This window comes from Candidatus Competibacteraceae bacterium (genome assembly GCA_016699715.1).
Lineage (GTDB): Bacteria > Pseudomonadota > Gammaproteobacteria > Competibacterales > Competibacteraceae > Competibacter.
Genome location: CP065007.1, coordinates 755,137 through 775,952, shown reverse-complemented (window position 1 = coordinate 775,952; position 20,816 = coordinate 755,137). Strand labels below are relative to the sequence as shown.

Annotated in this window: 18 protein-coding genes and 1 pseudogene; 9 read left to right on the top strand and 10 right to left on the bottom strand. The window is 63.3% G+C overall.

From position 1 onward, the window contains the following. Positions 1–18 precede the first annotated feature (18 nt). From IPM89_03510 to mtnA, 3 genes are all read right to left on the bottom strand, one after another. Positions 19–3,768, bottom strand: a complete 3,750-nt coding sequence (locus tag IPM89_03510; GenBank protein QQS55768.1) for a DNA topoisomerase 3 — start codon at positions 3,766–3,768, stop codon at positions 19–21. A gap of 6 nt (positions 3,769–3,774) precedes the next feature. Continuing rightward, positions 3,775–5,037: an HD domain-containing protein gene (locus IPM89_03505; protein QQS54917.1), complete on the bottom strand. Its 1,263-nt coding sequence runs from the start codon at positions 5,035–5,037 to the stop codon at positions 3,775–3,777. 137 nt (positions 5,038–5,174) lie between these two features. Then, entirely contained in the window at positions 5,175–6,224 is a 1,050-nt protein-coding gene (gene mtnA, locus IPM89_03500) for an S-methyl-5-thioribose-1-phosphate isomerase (GenBank protein ID QQS54916.1), read from the bottom strand. Positions 6,225–6,611: 387 nt separating this feature from the next. Here mtnA and IPM89_03495 point away from each other — a divergent pair, with 387 nt between their 5' ends. The 4 genes from IPM89_03495 to IPM89_03480 all read left to right on the top strand — a co-directional run bounded on the left by IPM89_03495 (position 6,612) and on the right by IPM89_03480 (position 10,165). After that, positions 6,612–7,232, top strand: coding sequence for an OmpA family protein (locus IPM89_03495; protein QQS54915.1), 621 nt, complete (start codon positions 6,612–6,614; stop codon positions 7,230–7,232). Positions 7,233–7,340: 108 nt separating this feature from the next. After that, positions 7,341–8,669 carry a TRZ/ATZ family hydrolase gene (locus IPM89_03490; GenBank protein QQS54914.1) on the top strand — a complete coding sequence of 443 codons (1,329 nt, stop codon included), beginning with the start codon at positions 7,341–7,343 and terminating at the stop codon, positions 8,667–8,669. 72 nt (positions 8,670–8,741) lie between these two features. After that, positions 8,742–9,461 carry a bifunctional 2-polyprenyl-6-hydroxyphenol methylase/3-demethylubiquinol 3-O-methyltransferase UbiG gene (gene ubiG / locus IPM89_03485; GenBank protein QQS54913.1) on the top strand — a complete coding sequence of 240 codons (720 nt, stop codon included), beginning with the start codon at positions 8,742–8,744 and terminating at the stop codon, positions 9,459–9,461. Further along, the gene (locus IPM89_03480) at positions 9,458–10,165 is read left to right on the top strand and encodes an HAD-IA family hydrolase (protein QQS54912.1); all 708 of its coding nucleotides are present in this window, start codon (positions 9,458–9,460) and stop codon (positions 10,163–10,165) included. Before ubiG ends, IPM89_03480 begins: the two co-directional genes overlap by 4 nt. Here IPM89_03480 and IPM89_03475 read toward each other — a convergent pair. From IPM89_03475 to IPM89_03450, 6 genes are all read right to left on the bottom strand, one after another. Further along, positions 10,162–11,064, bottom strand: a complete 903-nt coding sequence (locus IPM89_03475; GenBank protein ID QQS54911.1) for a serine/threonine-protein phosphatase — start codon at positions 11,062–11,064, stop codon at positions 10,162–10,164. The two genes, IPM89_03480 and IPM89_03475, sit on opposite strands and share 4 nt — an antisense overlap. Positions 11,065–11,079: 15 nt before the next feature. Continuing rightward, positions 11,080–11,586 carry a hypothetical protein gene (locus IPM89_03470; protein ID QQS54910.1) on the bottom strand — a complete coding sequence of 169 codons (507 nt, stop codon included), beginning with the start codon at positions 11,584–11,586 and terminating at the stop codon, positions 11,080–11,082. 48 nt (positions 11,587–11,634) lie between these two features. Beyond that, a complete protein-coding gene (locus IPM89_03465; GenBank protein QQS54909.1) occupies positions 11,635–11,991 on the bottom strand; it encodes an FHA domain-containing protein in 357 nt (118 codons plus the stop codon). Beyond that, entirely contained in the window at positions 11,988–13,895 is a 1,908-nt protein-coding gene (locus tag IPM89_03460) for a protein kinase (protein QQS54908.1), read from the bottom strand. The genes IPM89_03465 and IPM89_03460 overlap by 4 nt, the downstream gene beginning before the upstream one ends. Before the next feature lie 31 nt (positions 13,896–13,926). After that, a complete protein-coding gene (gene asnS / locus IPM89_03455) occupies positions 13,927–15,327 on the bottom strand; it encodes an asparagine--tRNA ligase (GenBank protein QQS54907.1) in 1,401 nt (466 codons plus the stop codon). A 62-nt stretch (positions 15,328–15,389) separates the two neighbouring features. Then, positions 15,390–16,205: a hypothetical protein gene (locus IPM89_03450; protein ID QQS54906.1), complete on the bottom strand. Its 816-nt coding sequence runs from the start codon at positions 16,203–16,205 to the stop codon at positions 15,390–15,392. 281 nt (positions 16,206–16,486) lie between these two features. Here IPM89_03450 and cysE point away from each other — a divergent pair, with 281 nt between their 5' ends. The 5 genes from cysE (at position 16,487) to IPM89_03425 (ending at position 20,207) form a co-directional block, all read left to right on the top strand. Further along, entirely contained in the window at positions 16,487–17,311 is an 825-nt protein-coding gene (gene cysE / locus IPM89_03445) for a serine O-acetyltransferase (protein ID QQS54905.1), read from the top strand. An 8-nt stretch (positions 17,312–17,319) separates the two neighbouring features. After that, entirely contained in the window at positions 17,320–17,748 is a 429-nt protein-coding gene (locus IPM89_03440) for an iron-sulfur cluster assembly scaffold protein (GenBank protein QQS54904.1), read from the top strand. Between the two features lie 11 nt (positions 17,749–17,759). Next, positions 17,760–18,083, top strand: coding sequence for an iron-sulfur cluster assembly accessory protein (locus tag IPM89_03435; protein QQS54903.1), 324 nt, complete (start codon positions 17,760–17,762; stop codon positions 18,081–18,083). 528 nt (positions 18,084–18,611) lie between these two features. Next, positions 18,612–19,499: an IS982 family transposase gene (locus IPM89_03430; protein QQS54902.1), complete on the top strand. Its 888-nt coding sequence runs from the start codon at positions 18,612–18,614 to the stop codon at positions 19,497–19,499. 81 nt (positions 19,500–19,580) lie between these two features. Further along, complete coding sequence (locus tag IPM89_03425; protein ID QQS54901.1) at positions 19,581–20,207, top strand: hypothetical protein; 627 nt, start codon at positions 19,581–19,583, stop codon at positions 20,205–20,207. Between the two features lie 201 nt (positions 20,208–20,408). Here IPM89_03425 and IPM89_03420 read toward each other — a convergent pair. Then, positions 20,409–20,663: pseudogene (locus tag IPM89_03420) on the bottom strand (group II intron reverse transcriptase/maturase). Positions 20,664–20,816 lie beyond the last annotated feature (153 nt).

Genomic DNA, 20,816 nt, shown 5'->3' with positions numbered 1-20,816 from the left:
ACCTCGAACCTCGAACCTTCAACGCCCCCTGCCCCCGCTCCGTTTGCGCCGCGCCCCACTCTTGGCCGCCACCTCCCGCAACCGTACCGCCCTCACCTCACCGATACCCGCGTTCCGGCCCGCCTCGGTCAGGTAAACCCGACGGAAGGGAATCACCTTGCCGTCGCGGCTGAAGGCGTCCTCTTGCAATTCAAGCAGACCGGCGCCGGCCATCGCCTCCAACAACCGTTCGAACTCCCGCCGCTCGGCCTGCCCCTCCGTCAACCGTTCACACAACTGCCGGGGTGTTTGACCCTCGCGCCAGCGCAGCGTGTCCAGCACCTGCAAGACCCGCTCGCTCTCGGCGCGGTTCAACCGGCGAGTGCGCCGGGCCACCGCCGCTTCCGGCGCGCACACATCGCAGATCCGGCAGGGCTGATCGTCGTCCCGGTCGCCGAAATGCCGTACCAGCCGGACCATGCGGCAACCGGTCGCCTGATCGGCAAAATCCAGAATCTGTTTCAACTCGCTCAGCTTGTGCTCGCGCTGCCGCTGGTAGGGCGGACACCAGCCCTCCTCGCCGCGACTGAGGTTGCCCTCGACATCGCGCCGGGCGCCGCCATGCACCAGCAGCTTTTCCACGGCGGCCTCGAACTCCTCCAGCGCCATGCCCGATCGGTCGCGCAACAGCACCCGGGGTTGAGGATCGCCGCCGAGCGCCTGAAAGATCGCCGCCAGCCGCTCCGGGTCGGGATAGCCGCGCTTGAAGAAAAACTCGTGGGTGCGCAGATCGGCATAGGAATACAGCAGGATGGCGCGGGCCGGCTGACCGTCGCGCCCGGCGCGACCGATTTCCTGGTAATAACCCTCGACGCTGCCCGGCAGGGCGGTATGAATCACGGTGCGGATATCCGGCTTGTCGATGCCCATGCCGAACGCGATGGTGGCGACGATCACCTGCAAGCGGCTGGCGCCGAATAAGCCTTGCACCCGCTCGCGCTCCTGCGGCGTCATCCCGGCGTGATAGGCGGCGGCCGGATAAGCCGCCCCCAGCTCCAGCGCCAGCAACTCGGTCTCCTTGCGGGTCGGCGCGTAAACGATGGCGGGCCGGCGGCCCGGATCGGCCAGCACCCGCCCGACCGCCGCGTGCCGGTCGGCCATCGGCGTCTCCACCGTCTCGACCGCCAGATTGGCGCGGCGGAAACCGTGGATGTAGCGTGTCGCCTTCGGCATATCGAGCTGACGCACAATGTCGTCCTGCACCAGCACGGTGGCGGTCGCGGTCAGCGCGATCACCGGCGCCGGTCGCAACAGGGGCAAATGCCGGCCCAGCATCCGGTAGTCCGGGCGGAAATCGTGGCCCCACTGCGAGATGCAATGCGCCTCGTCCACCGCGATCAGGACCGGCTTACGCTTGGCCAGCATCTCGGGAAAACCGGGCACGCTCAGCCGCTCCGGCGCAATGAACAGATAATCCAGTTGGCCCTGCAAATACTCGACGCAGACCTGACGCGACGTGGCCCGGTCGCGGCCGGAGTGGATGCGCTCGGCCCGCAGGCCCAGCTCGCACAGCTTGGCGACCTGATCTTCCATCAGCGCGATCAACGGCGAAACCACCAGCGTCGTCCCCGCCCGGGCGATGCCGGGCAACTGAAAGCACAACGACTTGCCGGCGCCGGTCGGCATCACCAGCAACACGTCCCGGCCCTCGGTCACGGTCCGGCACACCTGTTCCTGATACGGACGAAAGGCTGGCAAGCGAAACTCGCTGTGCAGCAACTCCAGCAGACGGTCCACCGGCACCGGTTCCCGTCGCGGCGCGGCTTCCCGATTCTCCCCTTCTCCATCGATGGCGAGAGGACCAGAGAGTGAGATCGGCCGCGCCACCGCGAACGCCTGGGTCACCGCTTCGCCGACATAGCCGGCGATGGCGGTCATGAACCCGTCCAGATCTCCCTCACCGCGCTGGATGCGCTTCAGTCGCGCTTCCCACTCGCCGGTCATGATCGGGCTTTTAATCGGTGGCTGTACCGCCTGAATCAAGCCAATGCCGCGCTCGGTGGCGTTCAGCGCTTTGCCGTCGCGAGTCAGATAGCGGCGTTTGAGCAAAGTTTCGATGATGTCGGCGCGGGTGGCCGGCGTGCCCAGTCCGCTGTCCTTCATCGCCGCCGACAGCTCCTTGTCCTCCAGAGCCCGGCCGGCGGTCTCCATCGCGGTGAGCAGGGCCGCTTCGGTCAGGCGCGGCGGCGGCCGGGTCTGCTTGGCCAGCGCGCGGGCGTCCAGCACCCGCAATGGCTGGCCGACGGTCAGCCCCGGCGGCAGGTTTTGCTCGGCCTCGTTCTCTTCGGTTGCCGCGCCCGCTTTAGCCTTGCGTTTACCGGCGGCTTTTTTCAGCGCCGGCGCGGTTTCCACCTCCAATATCTTCCAACCGACCTGTTCCACCGCCGTGCCGCTACTGTGGTAGCGATCGATCACAGCCACGCCATCCGTCTCGCCCGTGGCGATCGCGGTGATCAGTGTGGTCACCGCCCAGAGATGGTCGTCGTGCCAAGCTATCAGCAAGCGGCGGCAAATCAGATCGTAAATTTTCCGCTCGTCGGCGGCCAGGGCGGCACGCGCCGGCAACGGGGTGGGAATGATGGCGTGATGGTCGGTCACCTTGCCGTCATCGACAAAGCGTTTACCCAATGGCTGCTGGCCGGTGCCGGACGCCAACCGGTCCTGGTAGGGCGACTGAATCGCCGCGACCACCGCGCCCAGGGTCGCCGCGACCGCGCCGGATAGATGGCGGCTGTCGGTGCGCGGGTAACTGATCAGCTTATGCTGCTCGTACAGCTTCTGAGTGAGGTCCAGCGTGGTCTGGGCGCTGAAGCCGTACAGCCGGTTGGCGTGACGCTGCAATTCGGTCAGGTCGTACAGCAGGGGCGGCGCGGCGCGGCGGGTTTCGGCGGTACGGGATTCGACGGTGGCCTGTCCCGTCCGGGCGCGGGCGACAATGCGTCCGGCTTCCTCGCCGTCGGCGGGCAGGCGCTTGGCCTTGGGGTCGGGGCGGTCGCCGCGAAACCAGACGCCTTGATACGGGCTGACAGGAAGGTCTGTCCCTGCCTCGGGCGTGAAGGTCGCCACCACCTCCCGGTAATCTTCCGGCACGAAGGCGCGAATCGCCAGATCCCGTTCCACCACCACCGCCAGCGTCGGCGTCTGCACCCGTCCGACCGACAGCGCCTCGTCGCCCGGCGTGCCGCAAGCCAGGGTATAGGCTCGCGACAGGTTCATACCCACCAGCCAGTCGGCCTGACTGCGGCCGCGGGCGGCGGCGGCCAGCGGATCGAATTCGCAACTGTCGCGCAAATGCTGGAAACCCTGGCGGATGGCGTCGGGAGTCAGCGAGGAAATCCACAAGCGGCTGAACGGCTTGCTACAGCCGGCGGCTTCGTAGAGATAGCGGAAGATCAGCTCGCCCTCGCGGCCGGCGTCGGTGGCGCAGATCACCCGCTCGATGGCCTCGTCGTTGAGAATGCGGCGGACCGCCTCAAACTGATCGCGGGTTTGCTCGCCGACCACCAGCGGCCAGCGTTCGGGCAGCAATGGCAGCAGCTCGCGCCGCCAGCGCTTCCAGGCCGGATCGATCTCGTGTGGCTCGGCCAACCGCACCAAATGACCGACCGCCCAGGTAACGACATAGCCGTTACCGTGCAGGAATCCTTCGCCGCGCTGGCGGGCGCCCAGCACCTTGGCGATATCGCGGGCGACGGAAGGTTTTTCGGCAACGACCGCAATGCTCACAATCCGCGCTCAGTCCGTCAGTGCCGGCTTCCAGCTCCACTGTTCGCCCGACTCCGCGCCGGTCGCGGCCCACCAGCTCGACTCCAGATTTTCCCCGATTCCCTCCACCACCGCGCCGTCCAAGCGGTTTTGCCGGACGAAAGTCCGCAACATTTCCAGAATCTGGGCCGGAGACAGCGGCTGCCGATAAGGCCGCTGTTGCGCCAGCGCCTGAAATACATCGGCCACGGCGATGATCCGCATTTCCAGAGTCAGATCCGCGCCACCGCGATGGAACGGATAGCCTTGACCATCGGGTGTCTCGTGATGGTAGGCGGCCCAAATGGCGATATCCTCCAGACCGCCGATGCCACGCAAAATCTGGTAGGTCTCGAAACTGTGGCGCTGGATCATGGCTCGCTCCTCGGCGGTCAGCGGGCCAGGCTTTTCCAAAATCTCGTCCGGCACCTGCAACTTGCCCAGATCGTGCAGCAAACCGGCGATCTCGATCTTCTCGCAAGTTTCGGCCGGCAACCCGAACCGTTCGGCCAGCAAGCGCGCCAGTCGTGCCGTACCCAGGGAATGCTCCATGGTATACGGGCTCTTGGCATCCACCACCCGGGCAAATAGCAACGCGAGTTGCCGCAACTCGGGGAAACTGATGAGCACCAGGCGGGATTCCTGCTCCCGTTCGTAGACGAACCGGAGCAGATGGCGTGCCTCCAGGCTAAGCCAAAATGCCTCGCTGGCGGACAGGTCCATGAACAGCGCCGCCAGATCCGGCGCGAAAAAGGAACCGCTTAACCGCCAGATCGTATCGCGGATGACATGCCGAGCCAGCAACAGATCGCGTTCGTAGTGCGGTATGGCCAGCGCGTCCACCCGGTTGCTCAGATAGATCAGGTTGGCCAGCCGGGCGGTGGTTTCGGGGATTTCCAGCGTGGGGAAGACATCCCAATGGGTATGGTGATAACGGACCAGCGGCGCCAGATGGGCCAGCGGCGCGAATGAGGCGAGCAGTTCACCGCCCCGGACACAGTGGAAATCCGCCCCCTCCCAGTCCAGTTCGTTGATCAGCCGCCGGTGCAGGGTCGTGGACGATACCGCGCAGTCGTGCAGCAGTCCGGCATGAAACAGATCTTCCTGTTCCGGTCCGCCCAAGCCCAATGCGCCGCCGCATTGCATCGCCATGAACCCAACCCGCTTGCCGTGGAACACTTCGTCCACGCCGACCAGGTCGAGGGCGTCCGACAGCGCGTGAATGGCCTGACCAAGATTGATGGTAACGCTCATCGATCTGATTCCTCACTAAAAAAACCCGCTCTACCGGCGGGTGAGCAGGTCGGGGCGCATGGGTTGATATCGAGGGAATTTTCAGGATGCAAAAAAGCGCATGATTGCCGCATGATCGTTATCGTCCAACCGCCGGTTCATGCAGCCTCCACCATCATTCGCATCATCTTTGCGGTATCCGGCGCTCGCACCACCCCGCGCTCGGTCACCAGCGCATCCACCAGTTCCGCCGGCGTCACATCGAACGACGGATTCCAGGCTTCGGCCCCGGCGGCGGCGACCGGCTGGCCGGCCAAAGTCAGCAATTCTTCGGGCGCGCGCTGCTCGATGGGAATGGCCGCGCCGCTGACAAGGCTCATGTCCACCGTCGAGGCCGGCGCCACCACCATGAACCGCACGCCGTGATACCGCGCGGCCACCGCCAGATGATAGGTACCGATCTTGTTGGCGACATCGCCGTTGGCGGCGATCCGGTCCGCCCCGACAATGGCCCAGCGCACTTTGCCTTCCCGCATCAGCGCCGCCGCCGCTCCATCCGCCAGCAACGTCACCGGAATGCCATCCCGCACCAATTCCCAGGCGGTCAGACGAGCGCCCTGCAACCATGGCCGGGTCTCGTCGGCGTAGACCCGCTCGACCAGACCCACCGCGTAGCCTTCGCGGATCACGCCCAGCGCCGTACCGTAACCGCCGGTGGCCAGCGAACCGGTATTGCAATGAGTCAACACCGCCCCGCGTTCGCCCAGCAACGCCGCGCCCAGCTGCCCCATGCGCCGGTTGGCGGCGAGATCCTCTTCGTGGATCGCCCGCGCCTCGGCCAGCAACCCCGCCGCCGGATCACCGGAGGAGCGGGCGATCGCCCGCTCCATCCGCCGCAGCGCCCAGAACAGGTTGACGGCGGTCGGCCGGGCCGCCGCCAGCATGGCGAGATCGCTCCCAACCGCCGTCCGCCATCGCGCCGCATCCACGGCATATCGAGCGCGGGCGGCCAACACCACGCCGTAGGCGGCGGCGATACCGATCGCCGGCGCGCCGCGCACCACCATGTCGCGGATCGCCTGAGCCACGTCCGCCGCGCCCGTCAACTGTCGGTAGCGTTCCACAGTCGGTAACAAGCGCTGGTCCAGTAGTTCCAGGGCATCCTCGCGCCAGACAACGGCGCGCACTGTGTCATGGGCATACGGCATGACAAACTCCGATTCGGTCAATGACCTATGGTGGAATATGCAAAAACATTTTAGAGATGCTCAAGCCGCGCACAGGCCACCCACAGGGTTTGTTGCTATTTTACGACAAGCCTGATTTTCCCCGGCTTATCGCAAAAAATCTCTTGCCTAGAGATTAAGATAGCGCGCAAAATTAGGGTATTTATTGTTGGCACAACATTTTTTGCAATTCTGACACAATGTTGTATCATTACACACCATGGCCGGCCGGTTTGCCGCGCGCAGCGGTTACCGCTCGGGTATACTGGTCGGTGGAAGATTACGGTTCGAACGAATCCGGTCCCCGCGACCTGAAGGCTAAACGTACCGCGCACAGAATTTTTCATGCCTGCTTGGGAGAGTATATCGATGAAAGTGAAACTGTATAAGCTTAGCTTGGGCTTGGCTGCCTCAATGATGCTGTTCGCCGCGCTGCCCGCGCACGCCCAGCTCAACAAATACGGCTGCATCTACGCCGTCGACCCCTATGGCAAGATCGTCAAGGACCCCTACGGCAACTGTATCCGTACCCCGTACTGGACCGCCGAGAAGAACGTTCCGGAATGCGGCGCCGTGGCAGTGGTCGAACCGGCCGCCCCGGTGGTCGAGACCCTGAGCCTGGGCGCGGACGCCTATTTCGATTTCGACCGGGCTAATCTGAAGCCCGCCGGACGTGCCAAACTGGACAAGCTGGTCACCGACCTGCGCCGGGTTTCGTCGGTCTCCTCAATCGAAATCGTTGGCCACACCGACAGCAAGGGTACCGAAGCCTATAATTACCGGTTGGGCCAGCGCCGCGCCGACTCCGTGGCCAGCTACCTGACCGCCCGGGGCGTGCCCGGTTCCATCATCTCGACCCGCAGTCGCGGCGAACTTGATCCGGTCGCCCCCAACACCCTGCCGAACGGCCAGGACAACCCGGCTGGCCGCGCGCTGAACCGTCGGGTGGTGATCACCGTGACCGCCATGGAACACGTTATCAGCCAGTAAGCTGCCTGCGTTTTTCGGCATCCAGCGCCCCGGTTCGCCGGGGCGCTTTTTTTTTGCGCCACCCCGGTTCGCCGCTATAATCCGCCGTTATAACTCGGAGAACCCCGCATGCCGCAAGCCATCTCCGCCCTGCTCAACGCTCGCTGGATCGTTCCGGTCGAACCGGAAGGCCGGGTTCTCGAACACCACGCCATCGCCATTCAGAACGGCCGCATTCTCGCCATCCTGCCGCGGGACGAGGCCATGGTCCGCTTTAGCGCCGAGACGTACCTGAACTTCGAAACGCATGTTCTCATTCCCGGTCTGGTCAACGCCCACACCCACGCCAGCATGACCCTGCTGCGCGGACTGGCCGACGACCTGCCACTGATGGCTTGGCTGCAAGACTATATCTGGCCCACCGAAACCCGCTGGGTCGATCCCGAATTCGTCCGCGCCGGAACCCGGCTGGCGATCGCCGAGATGCTGCGCGGCGGCACCACCTGCTTCAACGATATGTACTTTTTCCCGGAAGCGACCGCCGCCGCCGCCCGCGAATGCGGTATCCGCGCCTGCGTCGGGCTGATCGCCCTGGACTTCCCCACGGCCTACGCCCGCAACCTGGACGAGTACCTGGATAAAGGACTGGCCCTGCATGAAGCGCTAAAGGGTGATGCGCGGGTCCGCGTCGCGTTCGCGCCGCATGCCCCCTATACCGTCTCGGCCCCGGCGCTGGAGCGCATCGGCCGACTGGCGGCGGACTTGGGCATTCCAGTCCACATCCACGTCCATGAAACCGCCGCCGAAGTCGCCCGGTTCCAGGCCGAACACGGCTGCCGACCGTTGGAGCGGCTGGAACAGCTCGGCCTGTTGTCGCCACGACTGCTGGCCGTGCACATGACCCAGCTCGAACCGGCCGAAATCGAACGGCTGGCGGAGGCCGGCGCCCATGTCGTCCACTGCCCGGAATCCAACCTCAAGCTGGCCAGCGGGTTCTGCCCGATCGCCCGACTCGATGCCGCCAAGGTCAACGTCGCGCTCGGTACCGACGGCGCGGCCAGCAACAACGATCTCGATCTGTTCGGCGAACTGCGCACCGCCGCCCTGCTGGGCAAGGGCGTGGCCGGCGATGCCGCCGCGCTGCCCGCCGCGCGAATGCTGCGCATGGCCACCCTTGATGGCGCCCGGGCGCTGGGGCTGGGGCGGGAAACCGGCTCGCTCGAACCGGGCAAGGCCGCCGACATCGTCGCCGTCGATCTCGGCCAGCCGGAAACCGAACCGGTCTACCACCCCGTCTCGCAACTGGTCTACGCCGCCGGCCGCCAGCACGTCACCGACGTCTGGGTCACCGGCCGCCGGTTGTTGGCCGACCGGCGCCTGACCACGCTGGACGTGGCGGACACGCTCCAGGAAGCGCGCGGCTGGCGGGAACGCATCGCCGCGAAACGCCAAGCGTAACCCGCAACGTCCGCCAGTCGAAACCATGGCAACGAGACCCTCATTTTCAGCTTCCAGCAAGGTAACCCGCACATGACGACCGCGAACCCCAACGTGGACCCCGAGGAAATCGCCAAATTCGAGCAACTGGCCAGCCGCTGGTGGGACCCGGATAGCGAATTCAAGCCGCTGCACGACACCAATCCGCTACGGCTGGATTTCATCGACGCGCGGGTCGGCGGGCTGGAAGGCCAACGGGTGCTCGATGTCGGCTGCGGGGGCGGTATCCTGGCCGAGAGCATGGCGCTACGCGGCGCGCGGGTGCTCGGTATCGACATGGGCGAAGCGCCGCTGGCGGTCGCGCAACTGCACCAACTGGAATCCGGCGCGGTACTCGACTACCGCCGCGTCACCGCCGAGGAACTGGCGGAAACCGAGCCGGCCGGTTTCGATGTGGTGACCTGCATGGAAATGTTGGAGCACGTACCCGACCCCGCCTCGACGATCCAGGCCTGTGCCCGGCTGATCAAACCCGACGGACACTTGATTTTCTCCACCATCAACCGCAATCCCAAATCCTATCTGTTCGTCGTCGTCGGCGCGGAATACCTGTTGCGGATGCTACCCAAGGGCACCCACGACTACCGCAAGTTTATCCGCCCCTCGGAACTGGACGGCTGGCTGCGCGCCACTGGCCTGACGCTGCGGGAGATCATCGGCCTGCATTACAACCCGCTGACCCGAAGCTATCGGCTGGGACCGGGCGTATCGGTCAACTACATGGTTTATTGCCGACCGGACGATTTGGCATGAACCCCAGCTCTACCGGCGGCGCGCCGCCGGACTGCGTGCTGTTCGACCTGGACGGCACGCTGCTGGACACCGCCCCCGACATGACGGTGGCGCTGAACCGGCTGCGTCGGGAGCGCGATCTGCCCGACCTGCCGGTCGAGGCCATCCGCCCGACGGTCTCGCACGGCTCGCCGGGCATGCTGAAAGCCGGTTTCGGACTGACCCCCGACGATCCGCTCTACGCCGAACTCAACCCGCGCTTTCTGGCACTTTATCGGGAGGCCATCGCCGTCAAGACCACGCTGTTTCCCGGCATGGCCGACGTACTGGATTACCTGGAGGCTGGTGCCATTCGCTGGGGCGTGGTCACCAACAAGCCAGGCTGGCTGACCGAACCGCTGCTGAAGGCGCTGGATCTATGGCCGCGGATGGCCTGCGTGGTCAGCGGCGACACCCTGAACGCGCGCAAACCGGACCCGGAACCGCTGCTGTACGCCTGTGCCCGCATCGGGGCGCTGCCCGGCCGCTCGCTGTACGTGGGTGACGCCGAACGCGACATACTGGCCGGCAGGCAGGCCGGCATGACCGCGCTGGTGGCCGGTTTCGGCTATCTGGGCGCCGAGGACCGGCCGGAATGCTGGAACGCCGATGGCTTCCTGCGGCGACCGAGCGATTTGTTCGCCTGGCTGGGCACGCCGGCCGCCCCCGCAACCCGGAACCGCTAGGGCGGCGCGAAAGCGCTGACCACCGTCTCCACCCCGTTTCGGGCCAACCACCACGTACCGCCAACCGCCAATAAGGCCGCCACCAGCAGGACAAGCAGCGGTGTGCGTCCCCCAAGCCGGCGCCAAGCCACAGGCGGCCGATCCGCCGCCGCGGCCCACAGCACGGTCACGTTGTCCTGATGGGGACATTGATGGGTCTCCACCGCCTCCAGCAACCGCCGGCACGGTTCTCCGCCACGCGCTCGGGTCAGCAGGGCGGCAATCTCGTTTTCGCTGAGCGTCAGCAGACCATCGCTGGCCAACAACACCTGGTCGCCACCACGCCTGAGCGGATAGGGGTGGCGCGGCAGGTCCACCAGTTCGATTTCCTCGCCGGTGATGGCGCTCACCAGCGCGTTGCGGGCGGGATGACGAGACGCATCGGCGGCGCTGATCTCGCCGGCGCTCACCTCGGCGGCCAAAATGCTACGATAGGCGTGATCCTGATTCAGACGGTGCAAGCGCCCCTGTCGCCACAACCACAATGGCGAATCGCCCACGCTGATCCAGTACAACCCCTCCTCCGCCAACACCACGGCCAGCAGCGTGCAACCCATCCCCTTCAGACTCTCCAGATCGGACGCCACCTCCAACGCCATTCGCTCGTTCACATGCGCCAGAGTCCGCTCAAGCCGTTCGGGGATGGCGACGGCCGGCACCGTATCGTAGGTTTCGATGAAATCGCGGACCGTCAGGGCGCTGGCTCGAGCACCCGCCTGTTCGCCCCCCATGCCGTCGGCCAATACCAGCAGCAGGTCACCCGCCTCCAGCTCCGGCGGCAATTCGAATACCCCGTAATCATCTTCCTGTCGGGCACGGTCTCCTTGGATCGTACCTTCGTCGTGCACCCAAGCCACCATGCCGCTCTCTCCAGCTTACTCGCCTTCGCGCCAGTCGAAACCGGGGCCGCACAGCGGCACGAAGCGCAAATGGGTCTGCCCCATTCGCAAGGTTTCGCCACCGGTCAGTTCCACGGATTTGCCCACCACCGGACAGCTACCCACCCAGTTGCCCGGCGCGATCGATTGCAGGTAAAAACGGCGGGAACGCGCGGTGTAGATGATCGCCGCCTGACTGTGGAGATCGATCGTGGTATCGCCGAAATCCAATCGAATCCGGGCATCCGCGCCGCGGCCGATATCGTTGACTCCGTAGCCCAGCACCAGCACCTCGCCTCGCCCCGGACCCTCGACGACCACCAGCCAGCCGACGACCTGGGTTGGCGCCAGATCGCGGGCGGGCGTCGCCGAAACCGGAATCGCCCGATCTCCGCTCGGCCGGGGTTTCGCCGCTGCTTCAGAACGGGCAACACGGCGGGTCGGCTCCACGGGTGGAGCCTCGGACGAACCTTTCTTGAAGAAACCACCACGATAAAGAGGCATGACCGATTTCTCTTGAGATCGACGCCGAGCAGGCGAACGGGCGGGCGTTCAGGTATCGCCGGCTCGGAAATGCAAACGCACCTCGCCCAACTCCACCACGTCACCGTTACACAGCAGATAGACATGAACGCGTTGGCCATTCACCCAGGTTCCGTTGGTGGAATCCAGATCGCGGATCTGGAACGCGCCATCGGGCAGATGGTAAATCTCGGCATGGTGACCCGATACGGAATCGTTGTCGAAACGCAGATCGTTGTCCGGTACCCGGCCCAAGCGGCACAATGGCGAAGACAAGCGCAGCTCGCCCCCACTGAACCGGTCGGTGCGAATGAACCGCGCCCGCACCAGCACCTTTTCCGACTGGCCGCGCCGACGGTGGGAAAAAGGCCACAGCGAAAATTTCATTTCTGGTTAAAACCTGTCGAGGTGGGCGGTTCCCAGAGCTTTCGGCTGGACGGCGCCGGCCGGGTTCGCCGCAGGGCCGGGGGCGTCACCACAATCGGTTTGAGTTCATTCCGTTTCTGGCTTGCCCGGGATCGCTCGACTCGTCGCGCGGCTTTCCTGGATCTCGGCGCCGGCTCGGCGGCGACCGGTTTGGGGGCGGGCTGGGCAACCGACGACTCGCCACGGCTCGCGGCGGCGGGAAGCGCGGCGGGCGCGGGAGGAACCACTCCGGTTCCGGCGGTGGATTCCGCCGCGTCAACGGCGGCAGTGGGTTCCTCCGGGAGCGGCGGTTCCGCAACCACATCGGCGGCGGTGGCCGGTTTTTCCTGAGACGGTGGCTCCGCGGCCATGTCGGTGACGGTCGATGGCGGTTCGGCTGGCGCGTCCGCCCCGACCACGGGCGGCTCCGACAGGCTTGGGCTCGATGGCGTTGCGGACGGAACGTTCATCACCGGCGCGGCGGGTGGCTCCAACACGGCTGTTCCGTTCGAAGCCGATATTCCAGGAGATTCCGTAACAGCGGCGGGCGGGACCACGGCCGGCTGCTCATGCTGACCGAGACTGTAGCGGGGCGGCGATTGTTCCTCCGAAGTGGGCGCGGACGGCCACAGCCAGACCACCACGGTGACCACCAGCCCCGCCGCCACCGCTAGAACCAAACTGCCACCAACCTGCAAACCCAGCGACCGCCACTGCAAAACATGCGGTACGAAAGATCCCGTCTTCTCCGATTTCCGCGCAACCAATGACCGCTGGCCCGCGGCGGCGGGTTTCTCGGTCACCTCCCGCCAGTTCTCGCCGGCCGGCTGGCTCTCCATCGGCGTTCGCGCCGGTTCGTCCCTGGGTGGAGGCGGTTCCGGCACTGGCATGGCCTTGCTGGATCGAGCCCGCGGCAACACGATCACCGTCTCGTCGCTGCCCTCGACCTGCGACCCATCCAGTGCCGCCTGCATTTCGGCCACGGTGCGAAACCGCCACTCCGGCCGCACCGCCAGCGCTCGATCGATCACTCGCAGCAAGTTGGTGCTGTAACGACCGGCACCCACCTCGGTCGCCGGTTGCAAGTGATCATCCAGCAGACGTTCGGCCGCTTCCACCGGGGGGTGGCCGGTCACGCAACGGTAAAGCACGGCGGCGAGGGCGTAGATATCGGTCCAGGTCCCGTAACGTTCGTTGCGGGTGGTGTACTGCTCGGGCGGCGAATAGCCGGGCGTCACCAGGCTGGTCACGCTCTTGCTTTGGCGGCCGACCGATCCCCGCGCCGCGCCAAAATCGATCAGTATGACCCGATGGTCGTTCGCGCGCAGATACAGGTTGGCCGGCTTGATATCACGGTGCAGGTAACCCTGCTCGTGGACCGCCTGCAAGGCTGGCAACACGTCCTCCAGCAATCCGCGCACCTCCTCCTCGTCCAGCGTTTCGCCGTCCTGCAACACCGCGCTGAGCGGTTCGCCCTCTTCGTAATCCATGACGATGTAGGCGGTGCCGTGGGCGCGAAAATAGCGTTTCACCCGCACCACATAGGGATGCTGGATCTGCGCCAGCACCCGCGCCTCGTCGAGAAAACGCTCCAAGCCCCATACGTAGTCCGAGATCTGGCCGTCGTTCTGGCTACTCTGGCCTTGGGTGTTGGCGTACACCGTCACACCGTCGCTATCGCGGAACGACCACTCCACCGGAAAATATTCCTTGATGGCGACCCAGGTCCGCAGGTGCGTGTCCAGCGCCTTGTAGGTGACGCCGAAACCGCCGGCTCCGAGAATGGAATCGATCCGATACTCGTCCAGCATGTAGTCCGACGGCAGGGCGTTGGCCCGGCGGGAGCCACTCTTGGAGGGAGTAGCCGGAGAGGTGATATCATTCATGGCGTGAATCGGGCAACCTTGGGGTCCAGCGTTAAAAATCGGCGCTGCGGGGCGTGCGCGGAAACGGGATGACATCCCGGACGTTGCTCATGCCGGTCGCGTAGCTGACGGTGCGTTCGAACCCCAGCCCGAACCCGGCGTGCGGCACGCTGCCGTAACGGCGCAGGTCACGATACCAATTATAGGCGATCTTGTTGATACCCATTTCATCCAGGCGCGCGTCCAGCACGGCCAGCCGCTCCTCGCGCTGGCTGCCGCCGATGATTTCGCCGATGCCGGGCACCAGCACGTCCATCGCCGCCACCGTGCGGCCGTCGTCGTTCAGCCGCATATAAAAGCTTTTGATTTCCTTTGGGTAATTGACCAAAACCAGCGGCCGGCCCACATGCTGCTCGCTCAGATAGCGCTCGTGCTCGGACTGGAGGTCCACGCCCCAGCGGATCGGGAATTCGAAGGTTTCGCCGGCATTTTCCAGGATGCGGATGGCTTCACCGTATTCCATTCGCTCGAACGGCGCGTTCACCACCTGTTCCAAGCGGTGGATGCAGGTCTTGTCGATGCGTTGGGCAAAAAATGCCAAGTCGTCGGCGCGCTCCTCCAGCAGCGCCCGGAAGATGAACTTCAGCAGCGCCTCGGCCAGATCGGCGTTGGCATACAAATCGGCAAAGGCGGTTTCCGGCTCGATCATCCAGAACTCGGCCAAGTGACGGCTGGTGTTGGAGTTCTCGGCGCGGAAGGTCGGACCGAAGGTGTAGACTTTCGACAGTGCCAGGCAGTAAGCCTCGACGTTGAGCTGGCCGGAGACGGTCAGGAAAGTCTCCCGCCCGAAAAAATCCCGCGAGAAATCAACATGGCCATCGGGCGTGCGCGGCGGGTTGATCCCATCCAGGGTGCTGACCCGAAACAGCGCGCCGGCACCCTCGCAGTCGCTGGCGGTGATGATCGGGGTATGCACCCAGAAATAACCCCGCTCGTGGAAGAAACGATGGATCGCCTGGGACAGGGAATGTCGCACCCGCGCCACCGCGCCGATACTGTTGGTGCGCGGTCGCAGGTGCGCCACCGTCCGCAGATATTCGAAGCTGTGCGGCTTGGGAGCAACCGGATAGCTTTCTGGATCGTCAATGCCTCCGATCGTCTCGACCGACTCCGCCCGCAGTTCGACGGCCTGCCCCTTGCCGGTGGAAACGACCAGTTCGCCGTGAACGCGCAGCGCGCAGCCGGCGGTCAGATGGAGTACCTCGCCCTGATAGTTTGGCAGCTCGGCGGAAGCGACCACTTGCAGCGGCTCGAAGCACGAACCGTCATGGACGGCGATGAAGGACAGGCCCGCCTTGGAATCGCGGCGGGTGCGCACCCAACCCTGCACGGTCAACCGGCTGCCCGGCGAAATCTGGCCGCCCAGCACGGCGGCGATGGCGTGAACGGACATCGATTGGCCTGCTCCGATAGCCGCTGGGCCGCTGGACCCGGCGTTGCAAGAATTGAAACGGGTTAAAGCGATTCCTGATACTTCCGCAAATGCTGCGCCCTGGCCTGACCGACCCAGTCGTCGCGACGGATGCGACCGAACGATTTGATGGCGGCTTCGATCCGTTCGATTTCCTCATCGCCGAGCGCCGCCAGTTGCCGGTAGGTGAATATGCCACAGGCGTTCAGCTTCTTTTCCAGCGCCGGACCGATACCGCTGACAAGTTTGAGATCGTCCGGCGGCAACTCGACGGGTGCTTCGACGATCCGTGCTGTTGGGGGCGGCTCATCGTTCACGGCGGCGGGCGGCTCGGCGGTGGACGTGGCGACCGGTGGCTCGGCGACCACCTCCGCCATCGGTTCCGGCCGCGCCGAGGCGGCGGCCTTGGGCGGCGCGCTCGCCGGTTTTTCGGAAGCCGTCGGCGCCGATGCGGCCACCGGGGCCGGCCCGGAAACCGCAACCGCGTCGATATCGGCCTGATCCAGTTTAACCAGGCCACCGCGACGCAAAACCGCGAAATATTCATCCCACCACTGATTTTGGGACTGAATCCAGCGTTGCAGCACTTCTTCCATCTGCCGTACCCAGGATGCCATCATTTCCGGCGTTCCTTTTTCGTGGGCGACCCGCTGCACCCATTGCTGGACCCAGGCGGCTTCCTGTTCCAGAGTCTGCCTGACCGCGGATTCCCAAGTCGCCAGGTTTTTCAAATACGTCTCGCGCCAGGCTTCAACCCCGACCGGTGGCTGAAATGGCACCGCCGAGCACAGGCTTTCCCAAAGACGTTTCTGGGCGTCGGTCCAGGTCTTGATGGTTTCTTCGTTGATCCACGGCTTCACTATCGCTACCCTCCACTCTCAACCAAAGTTCGGCTCCGGCCCGAACCCGCTTGTCGGACCACAAGTTATCCCGCGAACGCAATCTTAGGGCTACGTACCGTTCAAAGCCATATACCCGTTGCTCGCGAGCACGCCCGTGATCCTGAATAATCCGATAATCCGAGCCCCGTGGCGATGGGCTGGAATAACGCCATGTCCATGCGCCGGCTTGCTATAATCTTCCGCCCTCGCCGCCGCGCCATGCGGGCGGCTTCTTCACTTCAACCTTTGGATGAGTGGCTATGGTGTTTTGGCAGCGTCTGCGGGAAGACATCCACTCGGTATTCGACCGCGATCCGGCGGCGCGCAGCGTGCTTGAAGTCATCACCGCGTATCCCGGCATGCACGCCCTGGTCTTTCATCGGATCAACCATGTACTTTGGAATCTCGGGCTGAAGTGGTTGGCGCGGTTTTTTTCGACCATGACCCGCTGGTTGACCGGCATCGAAATCCACCCCGGCGCCAAAATCGGCCGACGCTTCTTTATTGACCACGGCATGGGCGTGGTGATCGGCGAAACTGCCGAAATCGGTGACGATTGCACCCTGTATCAGGGAGTCACCCTGGGTGGCACCAGTTGGAACAAGGGTAAGCGTCATCCCACGCTGGGCAATAACGTCGTCATCGGCGCGGGCGCCAAGGTGCTGGGTCCCTTCAAGGTCGGCGACAACGCCCGCATCGGCTCCAACTCGGTGGTCATCAAGGAAGTGCCGGCCAACGCCACCGTGGTCGGCGTACCGGGCCGGGTGGTCGAAGCAGGCGGCGGCGCGGACGTGCGGCGGGAAATCGCCCGTAAGCTGGGCTTCGACGCCTACGGTACCACCCCCGACATGCCCGATCCCGAGGCGCACGCCATCAACCAGATGCTGGATCATATCCATACCCTGGATCGCGCTGTCCGCCAGCTCTGCCAAACGCTGCGGGAGGCGGGCATCGAACCGGGCACGCCGCAACTACCCGAGCTGAAAGGCTGCGAGCTGCACTCGGCCGCCAGCCGGGAGGGCTGGCCCGAGCAAAACGGCAACGGCGCGCTCGACCAGAAACGGAATGCCGGAATTTCGAACTGAGCGCGGCCATGCTGGAATTGAGCGCACCCGCGCGGGAATATTTCACGCAGCCCCGCCATGCCGGCGATTTCGACCCGGACTCACTCGATGTGACGACGGCGCGGGTGGGTGAACCGGTCAGTGGGGATATCCTGCAACTCCAGTTACGGATCAACGCACAGGAGATGATCGGCGCCATCCGGTTCAAGGCTTATGGCAGTGCCTGGATCATTGCCTGCGGTTCGTTGCTGGCCGAACGCATCCAGGGCCGGACACTGACCGAAGCCGCGCAATTTCAGCACGATGAACTGGTCGAAGCGCTGGAGGTGCCGCCGGCCAAACTGCACTGTGCCGTGCTGGCCGAAACCGCGCTCAAGGCGGCGCTGCGTGCTTGGGCCGCGCCGCGAACTCCAACCGAGGCCGTCACTCAAACCCATCAGTCCCGCACTTGCTCATAGAGGAAACCGCCATGTTAATCACGTTGACCGAAAAAGCCGCCACCCGCGCTCACAGCTACTTGGCCAAGCAGGCGAATGCCCAAGGTTTGCGACTGGGCGTTCGCAATACCGGCTGTTCCGGCTATATGTACACCGTCGGACTGGCGGATACGATCAACCCCGACGATCAGATTTTCGAATCGCAAGGCGTCAAGGTCGTGGTCAGCACCAAGAATCTGCCCTATCTGGATGGCATCGAGGTGGATTACGCCAAGGAGGGATTGAATGAGGGGTTCCGTTTTCGCAACCCTAACGCCAAGGAAATGTGCGGCTGCGGCGAAAGCTTCAGCGTCTGAAGAACACCCTGCCCCTCTCCGGTTTTGGCCAAGCCTTCAGCCAGAGTTAGGGCTGTTATGGCGGCGAGCCTGTAAGACCTGCTTTGTAGCAACCGTTTAATCCCTCCCCCACCTGCGGGATAAAGGTTGGGGGAGAGGGCCGCGAAAAATCAACGAGCACCGCCAAAGCCGCCTTATGGAAATAAATGCGGCCCCATGTCACTTCCTGAGAGCAATTAAGCGAAAAACCATATCCGCTCCGGATTCATGTTTGGGCACTGCTGTTCGGTACAGCCCATTGTAATATGACAACGGAGTTTGGGATGATGCGGGCGATGGAGAGGGGGCGATTTTCTCGATAACCCACGCAAAAGCCCTCTGGTTCAGGAGAGCGTGATGGAATATACCCCTTCGAGGTGGGATTTATTACACCTTATTAGGACGCGATGTTCGACTTTTTCGAGGAGAGATGAGGGCAGACCGATGCGGCATGACGGTGCGAGCTAAGCTGAGAGGAACCAACCACCTCAACCGCACGGAGAGACCGCCATGCCGCTTGAAGACTTTATCATCACGGTGTTTTGCTGGGTAGAAGAACACCTGGAAGCCCTGCTGGGGGATCATCGCTTGCGCCAGCGTGGTTTTGCCCCGAAGTTGGCGGACAGCGAAGTGATCACCATGGAGGTGGTGGGTGAGTTTCTGGGTTTGGATACCGATGTGGGCATCTGGAAGTATTTCCGTCGTCATTGGCCGTCGTGGTTTCCAAGACTCGGATCGCGAACCACGTTTGCCCAGCAAGCGGCCAATCTCTGGGTCGTCAAACAGCGGCTGCATCGGCATCTGCTGATCGACTTGGGGGCGGTGACGGACCCTATTCACCTCGTCGATGGCTGCCCCATGCCGGTGTGTATGCTGACCCGTGCCCCGCAATGCCGATGTTTTCCCGAGGCGGCCGGCTTCGGCTATTGCGCGGCAAAAAAGCAGTATTATTATGGACTTCATGGTCACTTGATGATCACATTCGATGGCGTGATCACGGCGTGGACGGTGACCCCCGCCGCCGGTGATGAACGCGAAGCGCTTTGGGATTTGACGGACGGCGTTCACGGCTTGGTCATTGGCGACAAGGGATACCTGAGCGCCTGTCTTCAGGCGGAACTGGCAACCACGGGGATCGATTTGCAAACCCCCTTGCGGGCGAACATGGCCGATTCCCGTGCGCCTTGGATCATCCAACAACTGACGAGAACCCGCCGCCTCGTGGAAACCGTCATCGGTCAACTGACCGAGCAGTTTCATTTTGAGAAAATCCGGGCGCGGGATGTTTGGCACTTGACGAGTCGGATCGCCCGAAAAATCTTGGCGCACACCTTGGGTATTTTCATGAACCGGCAAATCGGTCGGTCAGACCTGCAGTTTGAGAGCCTGATCGCCTGAAAAGTCGAACATCGCGTTTATTAGGGGGCCTACTTAACGTTAGGCCACATCAGTGACCTTATTTTTTACGGAGAGATTACCATGCCACTGCAACCGCCGAACAATCCGACACCGCCGAACAATCCGTTTGAGTCATTTTCTTGGCTACATGACTTTATCGCTACTATACCTAAGATAGTTGGTGGAAACGATAATGGCTTTGGATGCGAACCATATCTTAAAGAACCATGTGTCGTAAATGGAATTGTTTACAAGGAAGGCAAAGGACCAGGACCAGCAGGAATTCATACCAATGGTACATATTGGGTTGGTTTTTACTATAAACTTTGGAATAATCAACATCCAAACGCTAAAGCTTTGCCTTGGTTTGGATGCGGATTTAGTGATGAATTTACTATTGAGATTTGTGTACACCCTATTCAAAATTCAACAGTTGGTACTCGTCAATTGTTTAATTATCTTCGTGATCATCTTCATAATACTGGTAATCATGCAACCCTTCAGAAACCATTTTGTTCACAACAAGAACAAAAAGGATATTATGTTCGATGCCGCTTTCATGATTACATGAGAATAGGTTTTGGGAGTAGAGCACCCGATCCAAATTTTAGTCTTAGTAATTGGATTTGTTCAAGTCAAACTCAGGAGAAGGACCTTAGCGATTTTTTTGAGACTATCAACGCTAAGTTTTTAGTACCTCACATTTAGTGGCGCAAGTCAGGTTGCCGCCTTTTAGCAATAGCCTAATCGGGTAAGGGCGGGTGATTAACCCGCCCTCCCCACACCACCTAGCATGCGGGTCCGCACTAGGCGGTTCACAAGAAGGGAGCACACGACGATCTCAGGCATAACCATGCGCCTTCATCCAGAGATCACGCACGGAGATCAAGCCCTGGCTCTTCAGCCACTCAGGGCTTGGCGGATCGTCGGCCCGCTCGAACGCGCAAACTCGGCAAAGTCCTCGGTGCCCATCCCGTCGATGCCGGGCGCACCCCGATTGGACTTCACCCGCTTCCAGGCCCGTCGCATGTTCTCGCTCTCCAGCACCCGCTCCATCAGGTCGTCGTGCAAGGTTGGCTGCATGGCATCGCGCCGCCGTTCGTCTCCCCCGAGCGGGTTCGTCAACGTCTGCGAGCAATCCACGGCTCCACCTTGGCTTCTCATGTTCGGCCCTTCGCCGGCAACGCCCTCCAGGGCGTGCCTGCTACTATGGCCTCTGCTGACTTCTGTCCCATCACGCCGGACGTTGCCGCCCGACGCGCTGCCCGAGTCGCGGTAGGGTCCGGTGGCGATGCCAGCACTTTCGCGCCGGGCCTC

Coding starts and splice junctions, on each gene's coding strand:
- IPM89_03505 (QQS54917.1), bottom strand. CDS start 5,037: ATGAGCGTTACCATCAATCTTGGTCAGGCCATTCACGCGCTGTCGGAC.
- mtnA (QQS54916.1), bottom strand. CDS start 6,224: ATGCCGTATGCCCATGACACAGTGCGCGCCGTTGTCTGGCGCGAGGAT.
- IPM89_03495 (QQS54915.1), top strand. CDS start 6,612: ATGAAAGTGAAACTGTATAAGCTTAGCTTGGGCTTGGCTGCCTCAATG.
- IPM89_03490 (QQS54914.1), top strand. CDS start 7,341: ATGCCGCAAGCCATCTCCGCCCTGCTCAACGCTCGCTGGATCGTTCCG.
- ubiG (QQS54913.1), top strand. CDS start 8,742: ATGACGACCGCGAACCCCAACGTGGACCCCGAGGAAATCGCCAAATTC.
- IPM89_03480 (QQS54912.1), top strand. CDS start 9,458: ATGAACCCCAGCTCTACCGGCGGCGCGCCGCCGGACTGCGTGCTGTTC.
- IPM89_03475 (QQS54911.1), bottom strand. CDS start 11,064: ATGGTGGCTTGGGTGCACGACGAAGGTACGATCCAAGGAGACCGTGCC.
- IPM89_03470 (QQS54910.1), bottom strand. CDS start 11,586: ATGCCTCTTTATCGTGGTGGTTTCTTCAAGAAAGGTTCGTCCGAGGCT.
- IPM89_03465 (QQS54909.1), bottom strand. CDS start 11,991: ATGAAATTTTCGCTGTGGCCTTTTTCCCACCGTCGGCGCGGCCAGTCG.
- IPM89_03460 (QQS54908.1), bottom strand. CDS start 13,895: ATGAATGATATCACCTCTCCGGCTACTCCCTCCAAGAGTGGCTCCCGC.
- asnS (QQS54907.1), bottom strand. CDS start 15,327: ATGTCCGTTCACGCCATCGCCGCCGTGCTGGGCGGCCAGATTTCGCCG.
- cysE (QQS54905.1), top strand. CDS start 16,487: ATGGTGTTTTGGCAGCGTCTGCGGGAAGACATCCACTCGGTATTCGAC.
- IPM89_03440 (QQS54904.1), top strand. CDS start 17,320: ATGCTGGAATTGAGCGCACCCGCGCGGGAATATTTCACGCAGCCCCGC.
- IPM89_03435 (QQS54903.1), top strand. CDS start 17,760: ATGTTAATCACGTTGACCGAAAAAGCCGCCACCCGCGCTCACAGCTAC.
- IPM89_03430 (QQS54902.1), top strand. CDS start 18,612: ATGCCGCTTGAAGACTTTATCATCACGGTGTTTTGCTGGGTAGAAGAA.
- IPM89_03425 (QQS54901.1), top strand. CDS start 19,581: ATGCCACTGCAACCGCCGAACAATCCGACACCGCCGAACAATCCGTTT.